This is a genomic window from Neobacillus massiliamazoniensis, from assembly GCF_001048695.1.
Taxonomy (GTDB): domain Bacteria; phylum Bacillota; class Bacilli; order Bacillales; family Cytobacillaceae; genus Neobacillus; species Neobacillus massiliamazoniensis.
This window is the reverse complement of record NZ_CVRB01000004.1, coordinates 35,739-49,023: the sequence shown is the minus strand read 5'-3', so window position 1 is coordinate 49,023 and position 13,285 is coordinate 35,739. Positions and strand designations below refer to the sequence as shown.

The 13,285-nt window shown below is 35.5% G+C and carries 13 protein-coding genes; 9 read left to right on the top strand and 4 right to left on the bottom strand.

Features of this window, described 5'->3' with window-relative positions; genetic code table 11:
• The first annotated feature begins 114 nt into the window (after positions 1 to 114).
• Positions 115 to 798 (top strand): M50 family metallopeptidase, encoded by a 684-nt coding sequence (locus BN1082_RS18030; RefSeq protein WP_245640486.1) that lies wholly within the window; start codon positions 115 to 117, stop codon positions 796 to 798.
• Between the two features lie 53 nt (positions 799 to 851).
• Here BN1082_RS18030 and BN1082_RS28600 read toward each other — a convergent pair whose 3' ends face one another.
• On the bottom strand, positions 852 to 977 hold the full coding sequence (locus tag BN1082_RS28600) for a hypothetical protein (RefSeq protein ID WP_281177030.1): 126 nt from the start codon (positions 975 to 977) through the stop codon (positions 852 to 854).
• A 204-nt stretch (positions 978 to 1,181) separates the two neighbouring features.
• Here BN1082_RS28600 and BN1082_RS18025 point away from each other — a divergent pair, with 204 nt between their 5' ends.
• The gene (locus tag BN1082_RS18025; RefSeq protein WP_090636679.1) at positions 1,182 to 2,426 is read left to right on the top strand and encodes a DHH family phosphoesterase; all 1,245 of its coding nucleotides are present in this window, start codon (positions 1,182 to 1,184) and stop codon (positions 2,424 to 2,426) included.
• A 398-nt stretch (positions 2,427 to 2,824) separates the two neighbouring features.
• Here the strand turns inward: BN1082_RS18025 and BN1082_RS18020 are convergent, their stop codons facing one another.
• On the bottom strand, positions 2,825 to 3,343 hold the full coding sequence (locus BN1082_RS18020; RefSeq protein ID WP_090636677.1) for a MerR family transcriptional regulator: 519 nt from the start codon (positions 3,341 to 3,343) through the stop codon (positions 2,825 to 2,827).
• Between the two features lie 19 nt (positions 3,344 to 3,362).
• The gene (locus BN1082_RS18015) at positions 3,363 to 4,235 is read right to left on the bottom strand and encodes a MerR family transcriptional regulator (protein WP_245640485.1); all 873 of its coding nucleotides are present in this window, start codon (positions 4,233 to 4,235) and stop codon (positions 3,363 to 3,365) included.
• A gap of 299 nt (positions 4,236 to 4,534) precedes the next feature.
• On the opposite strand from BN1082_RS18015, the gene BN1082_RS18010 reads away from it, so the two are divergent.
• From BN1082_RS18010 to BN1082_RS17985, 6 genes are all read left to right on the top strand, one after another.
• The gene (locus tag BN1082_RS18010) at positions 4,535 to 5,179 is read left to right on the top strand and encodes a VC0807 family protein (RefSeq protein WP_090636675.1); all 645 of its coding nucleotides are present in this window, start codon (positions 4,535 to 4,537) and stop codon (positions 5,177 to 5,179) included.
• A gap of 22 nt (positions 5,180 to 5,201) precedes the next feature.
• The gene (locus BN1082_RS18005) at positions 5,202 to 5,801 is read left to right on the top strand and encodes a TetR/AcrR family transcriptional regulator (protein ID WP_090636673.1); all 600 of its coding nucleotides are present in this window, start codon (positions 5,202 to 5,204) and stop codon (positions 5,799 to 5,801) included.
• 97 nt (positions 5,802 to 5,898) lie between these two features.
• Entirely contained in the window at positions 5,899 to 6,390 is a 492-nt protein-coding gene (locus BN1082_RS18000; RefSeq protein ID WP_245640484.1) for a GNAT family N-acetyltransferase, read from the top strand.
• Positions 6,391 to 6,535: 145 nt separating this feature from the next.
• Positions 6,536 to 7,270 carry a polysaccharide deacetylase family protein gene (locus BN1082_RS17995; protein ID WP_090636668.1) on the top strand — a complete coding sequence of 245 codons (735 nt, stop codon included), beginning with the start codon at positions 6,536 to 6,538 and terminating at the stop codon, positions 7,268 to 7,270.
• Between the two features lie 345 nt (positions 7,271 to 7,615).
• Positions 7,616 to 9,118 (top strand): aminotransferase class V-fold PLP-dependent enzyme, encoded by a 1,503-nt coding sequence (locus BN1082_RS17990; protein WP_176699863.1) that lies wholly within the window; start codon positions 7,616 to 7,618, stop codon positions 9,116 to 9,118.
• Positions 9,119 to 9,209: 91 nt separating this feature from the next.
• On the top strand, positions 9,210 to 9,698 hold the full coding sequence (locus BN1082_RS17985) for a L,D-transpeptidase family protein (protein ID WP_090636666.1): 489 nt from the start codon (positions 9,210 to 9,212) through the stop codon (positions 9,696 to 9,698).
• Between the two features lie 293 nt (positions 9,699 to 9,991).
• On the opposite strand, the gene BN1082_RS17980 is transcribed toward BN1082_RS17985, so the two are convergent.
• Entirely contained in the window at positions 9,992 to 10,522 is a 531-nt protein-coding gene (locus BN1082_RS17980) for a YceI family protein (RefSeq protein WP_090636664.1), read from the bottom strand.
• 393 nt (positions 10,523 to 10,915) lie between these two features.
• Between BN1082_RS17980 and helD the strand changes: the two genes are divergently transcribed.
• On the top strand, positions 10,916 to 13,258 hold the full coding sequence (gene helD / locus BN1082_RS17975) for an RNA polymerase recycling motor HelD (protein WP_090638375.1): 2,343 nt from the start codon (positions 10,916 to 10,918) through the stop codon (positions 13,256 to 13,258).
• The last annotated feature ends 27 nt before the right edge of the window (positions 13,259 to 13,285 follow it).

Here is a 13,285-nt window from a genome sequence, read left to right as displayed (position 1 = left end):
AAAGCTAGGGCGTTATAACTAGCTTTTTTGTTTTATTAAGGGATTGAAATTTATGCTCGATAACAAAAATGTTAAATTAATTACAGTTAGAAAATTATTTTAATAAAGAGGAGAATGATTTTGAAATTTGTTAGAGATAAATTAAGTGCAAAATTTTTCCTTTTTCTCGTGTTAGCATTTATTTTGATTCAAATTCCAATTATAGGAAACTATATATCGATAATTAATACACTTATCCACGAATCCGGTCATGCATTCATTTCTTTATTAGGCGGTAATGTCAAAACCATCTCGCTTTTTATGAATTCAGAGGGCGTTACATATAGTAATCAGTCAACCTGGATTGGCAGCTTTTTCACCTGTTTGGCAGGGTATGTATTTTCATCTTTTATGGCGTTTCTTTCCTTTTGGTTTATTTGGAAAAAGAAACAGACAGTTTTAATTGATATATTATTAGGATTTATAGCAATGAATCTCATATTTTGGGTAAGGAATCTATACGGATTATTTTGGCTAGTTTCCTTTGGATTAGTATTTCTATATTTACTTATTAAAGGAAGTCAATCTTTCAGGAATCATTTATTACTATTGATTTCATCTGTTTTACTAGTCGATTCTGTAAAAAGTGCTTATGAAATAATGTATATTAGTTTTATGCAGCCTAAATCTGCAGGGGATGCTTTCAACCTAGCTCAATTAACCGGAATAATCCCAGTTCAGGTTTGGGGTACCTTTTTCTTTGCCCAAGCGCTTTGGTTCTGTTACCTTGGATTAAAGAAGGGATTTTATAAAATATAGAGAAACGTCTCCGCTTAGTTAGACCTATCCAAGCGGAGATTTATGGAAAAGAATTATTTTTGTGAACCCTTTTTGGTTATTTCACTGCGAATATTTGCTTCTTTTGAGAATTCTGTATCTTGTTTCTTATTGTTAGGATATTTACTCTTTCGTTCGCGATTATCATTACGATTGGTCATTCTAATTGCCCTCCTTTCCATTAGGATCAGTAGTTATTCTGTACTTGCTGAACGATTTTATCCTTTTATAGACTTCAGTACCAAGACTTAAGAAGGATTACTCAAAATTAGAGTGAACATTTTCGGTATTTAAAAGCTAGTATAATATCAACCCTTAAAAGTAAGTATAATTGATGAGGAAATTATCAGAAATGGTGGTAAGCTATGGTTAAACTTTTTACTGACATCGACTTGGATGGACTCGGTTGCGGACTTATTGCGAAAATTGCTTTTGGAGATAAGGCTGATATAGCGTATTGTTCTTATCGAAATTTAAATCAGCGGGTGGAAAACTTTATTGAAAATCCGAGTCATCATGATGAAGAAGTGTATATTACGGACTTAGCGGTAAATGAATTAGTTGAGAAAAAACTTGCTAAGCGATTTCTAGAGGGAAAACATGTCCGAATGATTGATCATCATGTTACAGCTTTACATTTCAATGATTATGAATGGGCTTCAGTTAAGCCGGAATATGAAACAGGGAAAAAGACATGCGCTACTTCTTTATTTTATGATTATTTAAAAGAAGAAGGATTGATCAAAGAAAATAACGCTCTTGAAGAATTTATTGAATTAGTTCGCCAATATGATACATGGGAATGGGAAGAGCTGAATAATGTCGATGCGAAACGACTGAATGATTTATTTTATATTCTCAACCGTGAAAAATTTGAAGAAGATATGCTAAAGCGAGTTTCCGAACATCCAAATCATTTTTTTCTGACAGAAATAGAAAATATGCTGTTGGATACAGAGGAAAAGAAAATCGACCGCTATATCCACTCTAAGGGCAGGCAAATTATACAAGCCGTTATCGATGATTATTGTATCGGTATTGTTCATGCAGAACAACATTTATCAGAGCTGGGAAACGCCTTAAATAAAATGTATCCGCATTTAGATCTGATTGCTCTTCTAAATGTAAGCGGAAAAAAAGTGGGATTTCGAACGATTCATGACCAGGTTGATGTCGCTGAATACGCTAAAAGTTTTGGTGGGGGAGGGCATCCAAAAGCTTCAGGATGTGATATGACAAAAGATGCATTTGAAAAATTCGTTGTAAGTGTTTTTGATTTAACACCGTTAAAACCAGATGCTGACCGTAACGAAATGAATCTAAAAGAAGCTCCATATGGAACAAGCTATCAAAACTCCAAAGGAGAAGTTTCTTATATTCGCCCACATCATGATGGTACATATAGTATTATTCATAAGGGTATCAAACTCGATTATTCGTTTAAAAGCTATGTAGAAGCGGAGAGTTTTTTAAAAAGGAAAGATTATTCATGGTTGCGCTTTGACCAAGATTGTCTTAAGGATTTGGCTGGTTCAATTCCAATTACGATGGATAAATTAAAGGAAAACTACATTAATATTATTACGGATATTCTGGAGAAAAGTGAATGAGTCTGTCCCAAAAGGTGACAGGCACCACTATATGTACAAAGTAAATGATAATTTTTTCCGCTAAGTTGATTGGAGCGGAAAGCGCTCGGCTTCTGCGGGAGTACGGGTCCGGGGAGACCCCGCAGGCGCGGGTAGCGCCGAGGAGGCTCCCCGGACCGCCACTAGAGCGGAAATCAACAGACAAGTTTAACAGACCATTAATAAAAAGAGGGTGCCCCTAAAAGTTACTTTTGGGACACCCTCTATTTAATAGGCGCTTTTGCTTTTCTTAATTGTCCAGCTCCAGCCCCTAGCCCCTCGAGGACATAAGCCACTCCCAACCTGAAGGCAAAGAGCGCCTTCTGTTTGGGAGCGTCTTATGCTGGTCGGGGCTGACCAAGGCGCTTCCGCTTTTCGTTTTAAAACCCAAATATAGAACGAACGATATTTTTCTTTTTTCTTTTTAAATCTCCATGATCAAATATTAATGACTCTTGCATTTTTGAAGGCCTAGTCAACTCTTGTAATTGATTTTGAACAGTTTCAAGTTGTTTTGTCATTTCCTTCACTTGACATTGCAAATCTTCTATTTCGCGACGGTGCTGGAGGAGCTGATACGAAGCCACTGAGTCTGCTTTTGTATTAAGGTTTAATTCCAGCTCTCTAATCCTTTCGGCTAATTTTTCAACCGTTTTTTCGTTTTCCAATGATTTAATTGTCCCTTTTCGAGTTTGTTTCTCTTGTATTGGTGCGATATCCTGCAAAAGGGCTCCATTTTGAATTTGTTCCTTAATCCTTTTCAACAACTCGATATCATCTTGATTAAAAGAATAATGTCCGCGCTCATTGCGATTCATCGGCAAATTTAACTGTTTTACCCAGCGTTGGATTGTACTTACAGAAACTTCCAATAAATTTGCAACTTCACTTGAATTCATATGAACTCCCTCCTCATTGTTAATACCAAAATTTCCACCATTTTTTCCCTTTCGAAACCGCTGCGTCCCTAAAGCCGGATAACATGTTTTGAAAGGCAACCTCTCTTTGCCTTATTTCGTGGCGATATTGTTCACGCTCTTCGATAAAGTATTCATGATCTTTAGATAAGGCTTCAGTAAGATTGTATATTTCGCTATTTGTGACATCAACATACTGCGCTAACTCTTCTGATGTTTCAGCAATCTGTCTTGAAAGATTACTGATTTCTTTTGTTGTTTCCAATGAAACCTTACTAATACTTTTCGAAAGAAATTTTAAAGAGTTGGCAGTATGTTCCACTGTTTGTTCGACTTTATTAGATAACCCTTCAAACTCTGATTTTGTGTTGGCATTCGATTTGTAAATAGAATCTGAAAGGGTTTTAACCGTTGTTAATGCACCATTTTTTATTTCCTTTTTTACTTCCGCTAATACTTCTGTACGAACAACACTTCTTATTTCTTCTTTCATTTCATGGAAAAAATTTTGTTTATACCTATCCAATACAGACAAGAAGTTATCTACATTCTTTATTGTTGTTTCATCAGGTGGTACTGGGGATATCTGTTCAGAGAGGATCTGTAGCGATGTTTCTTGCTTAGAAGTATTTGAATCAGGTTCTTGGTGAAGTTTATTTCCAAACGACTTTCGAATCACCTCTTTATTAACTTTTTTTCCATGCATTTCTTTCATTTCTATTAAAAGTTGAATCTCAGTTTCTGTAAAAAGCCTTGCTCCTTGTTTCGAACGGGGAATGTCGAGTAAACCATCTAATTCTTTTTCCCATCGCTTGATTGTTCCTGGAGGAACTTTTATTTTTTGGGAGACCTCTTTCATAGAATATGTTTTCATGAAGTTCATCCTTTCTATCCTATCTGCAAAATAAACCATCTGTTGATAGTAATTCACCACAACATATCCTTTTTTCCTGCCGGTTGACAAAAGCTATCAAAACAAGACGGAAATCACAAAATAGCTACATTTTTTGCAATTTGAGCAGCATAGTTTAACAAAATATGAACTGTTATCATTTCCTAATTAGCAAACATGAAAATAAAAATTTTTTGGAGAAAATCCCATTTTCCATATTGACAAACCGACGGTCGGTTTGTAAGATAGTGTTAATAAATGGAAAAGGGGAGAAAGAGATAATGAATTTTAAATCAAAAAAGAAATTGATTCAAGGAATTGTTTTAAGTATTGTAATTAATGGGGTGATTCCCGTTTTTGTTTACAATCTGCTCCTGAACTATTTTTCAAGCTTTGTGTCATTATTAATGGCAACTTTAATTCCATTGGGGGATAATCTTTATCATATTTTGATGTACAGAAAGGCAGATGCCTTTGGTTTATTTATGTTAACTGGTTTTGTCTTTAGTTTATTGGCATTTCTTCTTGGTGGAGACGAAAGGCTGATTTTGTTAAGAGAATCAATGGTTACCGGGTTATTAGGTTTAATTTTTATCGGCTCTTTGTTTGTTGCTAAACCACTTATCTATTATTTTGGAATTCGATTTAGTGCTAGTGATAAGGAGGATATGCAAGGCAAATTCGCAAAGAACTGGGAATTACCTTATTTTCGCTTTGTCATTCGGGTGATGACAGCGATATGGGGAATTGCCCTATTAGGTGAAGCGATCATTAAAACGGTCCTGGTTTATAAACTTTCCATTACTGGATTTTTAGCTATTTCACAATTTATTTTTTATGGTGTATTGGGAGTGGCCATTTTATTTACTATCATTTATCGAAAACATGCAAAAAAGCGTTTGAACATTTTAACTACTATTAGATAATGAAGAATAGGAAGGTATTATTATGGAAAATTCAACTATTTATGACAATCCTAGTTTTCAACACATCCTTACGACAACCGAAGAAATAATCTTAGAAAAAGGCTGCCGTAATACCACTTTAAAAGATATTATAGAACGTTCCGGGCTGTCAAAAGGAGCAATTTATCATTATGTTGAAAGTAAGGATGAGTTATTTGGGTTTATTTTAAAATCAAAAATTGAAGAAATGAATGAAAAATTTCAACAGTCAATAGTAAAATCAATACAGGAAGAAACCTCTAACCAAGGCCCCTTTGGTGTGGTCAGCCAATTTCTTTTTTCTCGGCAAAGTAAAAATGATAGTGGTAATTTAATATTTATTTATTTATTGAGCCAGGATAATGAAAAATTAAAAAAAATTCTATACGATATTTTAAATTATACGAAGGAAACTGGAGCACAATGGATTAAATTGGGGCAGGAACATGGAGTCATTCCAAATTCGATTGATGCTAATAAGATGTCGACTTTGTTATTGACCTTTTCTTATGGGATGCGTGTGATACAAATTTTATCCTCTACGGAAGAGGATAAAATTGACCAAAAAGATATCTTGAATATCATCATGAAAACACTAACTTGATCCCCGTCTTTGGGGGGGGAAAGCAGCATTAGACATACCGACCGTCGGTTTAAAAAATTATGTAGAGGTGTAGAAAGTGGAAATTCTCTCTATTGGAATGGAAGAATTTAAAACTGTCCGTGAATTTTACTCGGATATTACAGCTGATTTGCGGCAAAAAGGAAATTATCAATGGGATCGTTATTACCCTAACCGTTTTATTATTAAGAACGATTTGAAACAGGGAAATCTTTATGGAATGCATGAGGGCAAACAGCTAACAGGGGCAATTGTATTAGATACAAATCAAAGTAAAAAATACAAGGCTTTAAAGTGGGAGGATGTGAAGGGAACACCGCTAGTCATTCATCGGCTAGCAGTACATCCGGAGCATCAAGGAAAAGGTTATGGGAAGAATTTGCTCAAATTTGCCGAAGACTATGCACAGCGGAATGGATACACGAGCATAAGATTTGATGTATATAGCGAAAACCATGCAGCTTTAAAAATGTATGAACGTGCTGGGTATCAAGCTAGAGGAATGATTCAATTTCCACTTCGGTCAGTCCCTTATCATTGCTATGAGAAAATATTGGTTGACCCAAATTAAGTCAGGTGCATTGGAAATGAAGAAGGCAAGGAGTTAAGGGAAAATCCAGTCTAAATAGAAAAATTTCAGTGACTCTAATGACTTGGTAATAAGTAATATAGCTAAGAGGAATAATTAGGAGAAACTGACATTGATGAGGTGTTTTATGAAAAGAATATTTTCTTCATTCCTTTGCATATTACTCTTAATGGTTCCCACAATGGCTTTCGCACAGCTTAAGGTCCCTATTTTGCTCTATCATTCCATTGATGAGTTTAGAGGCCAGGGTGAAAAAGAATTATTTGTAACGCCTGAAAATTTCGAAAAACAAATGATGTATTTACGAGACAATGGATTTACATTATTAACCTTTGAAAGATGGCAAGATATTAACAAGGTAAAAAAGCCAATCTTCATTACGTTTGACGATGGATACAAGAATAATCTAAATGCTTTTTATATCTTTAAGAAATTGCAAACTGAGCAATTTAAACCATCTGGTACTTTTTTTGTCATTTCAGACTTTATTGTCCGCCCCGATCGATTATCCAAAGAAGATTTAATCATGCTGGCTGAATCCGGAATAATCTCGATCCAGTCCCATACTGCAAATCACCCCGATTTAACGAAACTTAAAAGCATTCAATATGAACTAAAACATTCAAAAGAAAAAATTGAACAAATTACAGGAAAACCAGTTATAGCACTTGCCTATCCTTTTGGAAAATTCAATGTAAAGGTAGTAGAAGCGACAAAAAACTACTATTTGTTTGGATTAACTACTATTCCAAAACCTTATTCAAATGTGGGGATGAAGGATGAACTTTATCTCTTACCGAGGATTTATGTAAATTATTCAACTACCCTTGAAGAGTTTGCGAATAAAGTAAATGTAAAGTAAGTAGTGGTTTTGACGTTGCCCAAGCTTATCATCATAGCCATAAATCCAATATACTTGAATTCAAAGCCAGAGTATGTAAGCTCGAACAACTTTTTATTTCCATTTTTATAATAAACCATCATTTTGAAAAGCTAATGAAGAATTTATTAACAAATTATGAAAATGAGTAACGGATGAACCAAAAGCAATCTAAACCACTTCCAGTTTAGGTTGCTTTTTCTGTGGAAATAACAAAATTTCATCTAGGAATGTGCTTATTAAATCATTTTGTTTCTTATTATTTGGGCCCGCATTGAATTCCTTTGCATATATTGATTAGCAGGATTGTGTGGGGGGAGTGAGACATTGATTACCGCAAAAATTGGCAGCAAGGTTTATAAAAGGTTCGACTCTCTTGAAGAGTATTTTCAACCGTTTCGTTCCCAAGTTATTGGAATGAACCAACAATTTGCCTCACCCTATGGGATAAAGAAAATTATTTATGCAGACTGGACCGCAAGCGGAAGATTATATCGTCCGATTGAACAGAAAATATCTGAGGTTTTCGGACCCTATATGGCCAATACCCATACAGAATCGAATATAACCAGTTTAATGATGACCGGCATATATAAACAATCGAAAAAAATTATCAAGGAACACGTAAATGCTGATGAACATGACGTTGTCATCCTTGATGGCTTTGGAATGACATCCGTCATGAATAAATTTCAGCGAATGTTAGGAATTCGAATTCCAGAGAAAATTAAGCCCTATATAAAAATTCCGGAAGAAGCTCGACCAGTTGTGTTCTTAACGCATATGGAACATCATTCTAATCAAACGAACTGGATAGAAACCATTGCAGATATCGTCATTATAAACCCTGACGTAAACGGGCAAGTGGATGTGAAGGAATTAAAGTCGCTTCTTCAAAAATATAAAGATCGTCCACTTAAAATCGGTTCCTTTTCAGCATGTTCTAATGTTACAGGAATTCAAACATCTTTTCACCAATTAGCTAAAATTTTACACGAACATGGCGGTATTTGTTTGGTTGATTTTGCTGCATCTGCTCCCTATATAACAATTGATATGCACCCGAGCAACCCAATGGAAAAGCTTGATGCAATCTTTTTCTCTCCCCATAAGTTTTTAGGAGGACCTGGGTCTAGCGGTGTAATGGTCTTTGACTCAAGGCTGTATAAAAATAAAGTGCCTGACCACCCTGGTGGCGGTACCGTTTTATGGACTAATCCGTGGGGAGAACACCATTTTTATCCCGATATTGAGCTGAGAGAAGATGGGGGAACACCAGGGATTCTCCAGGCCATTCGAACCGCGTTATGCTTAAATCTGAAAAATCAAATGGGGGTAGAAAAGATCGTAAGAAGAGAAAAACAACTGCTAGCATTACTTTTAACTCATCTTGAAAAAATTCCTACTGTTCATATTTTTGAGGGTCAAGTAAAGAACAGACTAGGAATTGTATCCTTCTCTATTGATAAGGTGCATTATAACTTGATTGTACGCCTGCTAAATGATCGATTTGGGTTTCAAGTCCGAGGTGGCTGCTCTTGTGCGGGAACTTACGGCCATTATTTATTTAAGCTTAATAAAGAAGCCTCAAAACAGATAACGAAAAAAATTGATCAGGGAGACTTGTCAGTAAAACCCGGATGGGTTCGTTTTTCTTTACACCCCATCATGACCGATGAGGAAATTCTTTTATTTGTAAGGGCTGTCGAAGAGATTGCTATGAACATTGAAGAATGGAAAAAAGATTATGTCTATGATCCAAAGAGCAATGATTATTTTTATATTCACCATATTCGTGAAGATATGGAACCATTGTTTCGCTTTGATTAGTCTATGGATCTAATGATTGGCCGAGACTTTTGAAAGCATAGTTGAAGAGCCTTGATTCATAATGAAAATGTAAAGAAAAAGGTGGGAAACCATGATTCACATTGTAAAGCAGGGAGAAACTCTCGCCACCATTTCTGCAGATTACCGTGTTAGCTTACAAAGGCTTTATGCTGCAAACCCAGGAGTCAGTCATTTATATGTAGGGCAACGGATTCAAATTCCTGGATTACCTGAGTCGAACACAATACCATTTTCCGTTCAAATATCAATAAGGAAAAGAAGGCTTGCATTATACCAAAATGGAAAACTAATGAAAATTTACCCGATTGCTGTGGGAAAGATGCTGACTCATACCCCTACTGGTGAATATGTGATCGTAAATCGGCAAATGAATCCTGGCGGTCCATACGGAGTTTTGTGGCTTTCATTGTCAAAACAGGGCTATGGAATACACGGGACCAATGATCCTTCTTCAATCGGAAAGGCTGTTTCCCATGGGTGTGTAAGAATGTACAACAGAGATGTTCTCGATCTTGCTAGTATTATTCCAAATGGGACTAGAGTAATCATTGGTCAATAAGGAGAAATAGAAAAAAGACCGAGATCGGTCTTTTATCCGGTATCAAATGTATTTGTCAGTTTCTTTTTCTTAATTGCGAGTTTTCATAAAAAAGATTAGAAAGTAAAAAATTTAACTTTGAGAATTGTCCAGCTCCATAAGAGTAAGCTTCGAAAGGGATACTTCGCACGTTGAAAAACGTAAGTTTCTAGCCCCTCGAGGACATAAGCCACTCCCAAAATGAAGGCAAAAAGCGCCTTCGTTTTGGGAGCGTCTTATGCTTGTAGGGGCTGACCAAGGCGCTTTCGCTTATCTTATGCTTTAGCTGCTTGAATTTGCAGGCTGATTTTTACTTTATCGCCAACAAGAACGCCGCCAGTTTCAAGGGCTGCATTCCAAACTAGGCCATAATCAGAACGGTTGATAGATCCTTCTGCACTGAAACCTACTTTTTCATTTCCCCATGGATCTTTTCCTTGTCCTTCAAAGGTAACAGTGAAGGTTTCTTGTTTGGTAATTCCATGAAGCGTAAAATCACCAGAAACATTATATTCACCATCATCTGTTTTTTCAAAGCTGGTCGCTTTGAAAGTCATGGTTGGGTAATTTTCTGCATCAAAGAAATCTGCTGAAACTAAATGACCGTCACGATCCTTGTTACGAGTATCAACACTTGAGGTTTCAACAGAAAATTCAATGTTTGCCGTTGTTAAATCTGTAGGATCTGCTTCAATCGTTGCGTTAAAGCTGTTAAATGTTCCTTTCACATTTGCAATCATCATATGACGAACAGAAAAATCAACACTACTGTGTACAGCATCGAGAGCCCAAATTGCTTTTGTCATTTTTTTCTCCTCCAATTTTTATTTCGAAATCGTTTATCTCTAATTCTAAATAACTTAATTCAAGATAAATTATATTTTGAATGTCACGTATTGTCAATTCTTTTTTTATTTAATGTATAAAATATTTTTAAGTTAACTATTATGAAAGTGTTTAAAATCGAAAGATAGTTTATCATATGGGAATTTTGAAGAAATTATGAATGGAATAAAAAAAACGCCTTAGAGGCGTAGTATGATTTAGAGGAGACTTGAAAGTAAATAGATTACTGGGTATAATAATAAATGGTCCTATTATATTTGTTTGTAAAACTAATATTAACCTATAATAACATTACCATAAAAAATAGTGGTTGTCAAACAAAAGGACCAAATTTTTTTCTGGAGCGTGGTAAAATGAGTGACTTACAAAGATTCGACTGGCAAATGGAGCAGGAACGAATTGATTTGGTGGTATCTGAAATCAAGAAAAAAGAAAATAAACTTCAAAAAAATACCGGCACAGTAAGCTCAGATGTAATACAGCTCCGAAAAACATTTTGGCAGGATGTAACAGTCAATTTAGATGAACCGGACGATATTATAGAAACAGCAGCAGGTATTAAACAACAAGCCGAATTGCTTTTAGAACGAGAGCAAACATATGGACAGATGAATCGTCAACTTAAGACTTTAACTCGTTTGAAATACTCTCCATACTTTGGCCGAATCGATTTTTTAGAAAAAGGAGAGAAGGCAACGGACAAAGTCTATCTTGGAATTGCTTCACTAATGGATGAAAAAGATGAGAATTTTTTGATTTATGACTGGCGTGCTCCAATCTCAAGCCTCTACTATGATTTCTCAACAGGCCCTGCCCATTACCAAACTCTCGATGGTAATATCGAAGGTGATATGAAATTAAAACGGCAATTTATTATTAAAGAAGCAGAAATAAAAGGAATGTTTGATACGGGTGTCACTATAGGTGATGAAATGCTACAAGAAGTACTTGGGAATAATGCGAGTACGCAAATGAAAAGTATTGTAGCAACCATCCAGCGTGAGCAAAATCAAATCATACGAAATGAAATAAGCAAATATGTTGTAGTTCAAGGAGCTGCAGGAAGTGGCAAAACTTCAGCAGCCTTGCAAAGGGTTGCCTACTTGCTTTACCGTTATCGGAATACAATGAAATCAGAAAACATCATGCTATTTTCTCCGAACCCTTTATTCAATAGCTATGTGGCAACTGTCCTTCCTGAGTTAGGGGAGGAAAACATGCAGCAAGCGACCTTCATGGAGTATTTAAATAAACGTCTAGGTGACGAGTTCGATGTAGAAGATTCTTTTGACCAATTAGAGTTTCTTTTGAAAGGAAAGGAAGATGAGGACTACAAAATTAGGGTAGGTGGAATTCGATTTAAAGCAAGTCTTGATTTTAAACACCTTATTGATCAGTTTTTTAAGAAGTTGTCTGAACGTGGTCTTGTTTTTAAAGATATAGTCTTTAGAGGAGAGATCTTGATTTCTAAAGAGACGATTCATGATTATTTTTATCAATTAGATTCAAGTTTTTCCATTCCAAATCGGATAGAACTTGTCAAGGAATGGCTACTAAGAGAATTAAAAAAACTAGTAAGACGTGAACTTTCTAAAAACTGGGTGGAAGAAGAAATTCAATTCCTTGAAAAAGAAGATTATTTAGAGGCTTACAAGCAGCTACAGCAGAAAAACCGGTTCACAGAAAATACGTTTGATGACTTTGAACAGGAACAAAAGTTTCTTAAAGAAATGGTTGTAAAAGAAAAATTTAAGTCTCTTTTTGCAAAGGTGAAAAAACTAAAATTTATCGATTTACTTGGAATATATCGGAAGCTGTTCGGAGAGAAAGTAAATCAAACCGGGGAATTTCCATCAAATTGGTCGCAAATCTGCTTGCAAACAACCGAAAGATTAAACAGGAGTGTAATTGCTTACGAGGATGCCACACCATATGTTTATCTCCAGGAATTAATCGAAGGGCGAAAGTCTAATACCGCGATCCGTCACATTTTTATTGATGAGGCACAAGACTATTCACCTTTTCAATTTGCTTTCATTCAAAGACTATTTCCTTATAGTAAAATGACGTTGCTTGGTGACTTTAATCAGGCAATTTTCTCGGGAGCAACTGGTTCACCGACGGTTTTAAAGGATTTTGAAATTAAAGGAGAGGAATCTGCTACCTATGTACTATCCAAAACCTATCGTTCTACGAAAGAAATTGTGGAATTCACAAGTTCATTATTAATAGACGGAAATAAAATTGAACCATTTAATCGTAGCGGAGCTAAACCAACGATCATAAAAACAGAACCAGCTTTGCTTATAGATCTTATATCAAACAAAATTAAAAAACTACTGCAAAAAGGGTATCGAACCATTGCTGTAATCTGTAAAACTGCAGAGGAAAGTAAAACAGCTTATGCTGCCTTAAAAAATGTGATTTCAGTCCATTTGATTGAAAAAGGCACACTTTTTTATGAAAGAGGGGTTCACGTTATTCCTTCTTATTTAGCGAAAGGTATTGAATTTGATGCGGTTATTTTATACGATAGTTCATTTTATAAAAGAGAAACCGAACGGAAATTATTTTACACTGTTTGCACAAGGGCGATGCATGAGCTTCATTTGTATACGACTGAAGGATTAAGCCCTCTAATGAAAACCGTTTCGAATGATACTTATTTGCTTGAAGGTCAAATTAGGGCAAATTGAACAGAAATAGAGGATGTCCCAAAAAGG

What these genes read in the sequence shown, in the direction of transcription:
- BN1082_RS18000 (WP_245640484.1), top strand. Translation starts at nt 5,899, where the DNA reads ATGGAAGAATTTAAAACTGTCCGTGAATTTTACTCGGATATTACAGCT.
- BN1082_RS18005 (WP_090636673.1), top strand. Translation starts at nt 5,202, where the DNA reads ATGGAAAATTCAACTATTTATGACAATCCTAGTTTTCAACACATCCTT.
- BN1082_RS17995 (WP_090636668.1), top strand. Translation starts at nt 6,536, where the DNA reads ATGAAAAGAATATTTTCTTCATTCCTTTGCATATTACTCTTAATGGTT.
- BN1082_RS18030 (WP_245640486.1), top strand. Translation starts at nt 115, where the DNA reads ATGATTTTGAAATTTGTTAGAGATAAATTAAGTGCAAAATTTTTCCTT.
- BN1082_RS18025 (WP_090636679.1), top strand. Translation starts at nt 1,182, where the DNA reads ATGGTTAAACTTTTTACTGACATCGACTTGGATGGACTCGGTTGCGGA.
- BN1082_RS18015 (WP_245640485.1), bottom strand. Translation starts at nt 4,235, where the DNA reads ATGAAAACATATTCTATGAAAGAGGTCTCCCAAAAAATAAAAGTTCCT.
- BN1082_RS18010 (WP_090636675.1), top strand. Translation starts at nt 4,535, where the DNA reads ATGAATTTTAAATCAAAAAAGAAATTGATTCAAGGAATTGTTTTAAGT.
- BN1082_RS28600 (WP_281177030.1), bottom strand. Translation starts at nt 977, where the DNA reads ATGACCAATCGTAATGATAATCGCGAACGAAAGAGTAAATATCCTAAC.
- BN1082_RS17985 (WP_090636666.1), top strand. Translation starts at nt 9,210, where the DNA reads ATGATTCACATTGTAAAGCAGGGAGAAACTCTCGCCACCATTTCTGCA.
- BN1082_RS17980 (WP_090636664.1), bottom strand. Translation starts at nt 10,522, where the DNA reads ATGACAAAAGCAATTTGGGCTCTCGATGCTGTACACAGTAGTGTTGAT.
- helD (WP_090638375.1), top strand. Translation starts at nt 10,916, where the DNA reads ATGAGTGACTTACAAAGATTCGACTGGCAAATGGAGCAGGAACGAATT.
- BN1082_RS18020 (WP_090636677.1), bottom strand. Translation starts at nt 3,343, where the DNA reads ATGAATTCAAGTGAAGTTGCAAATTTATTGGAAGTTTCTGTAAGTACA.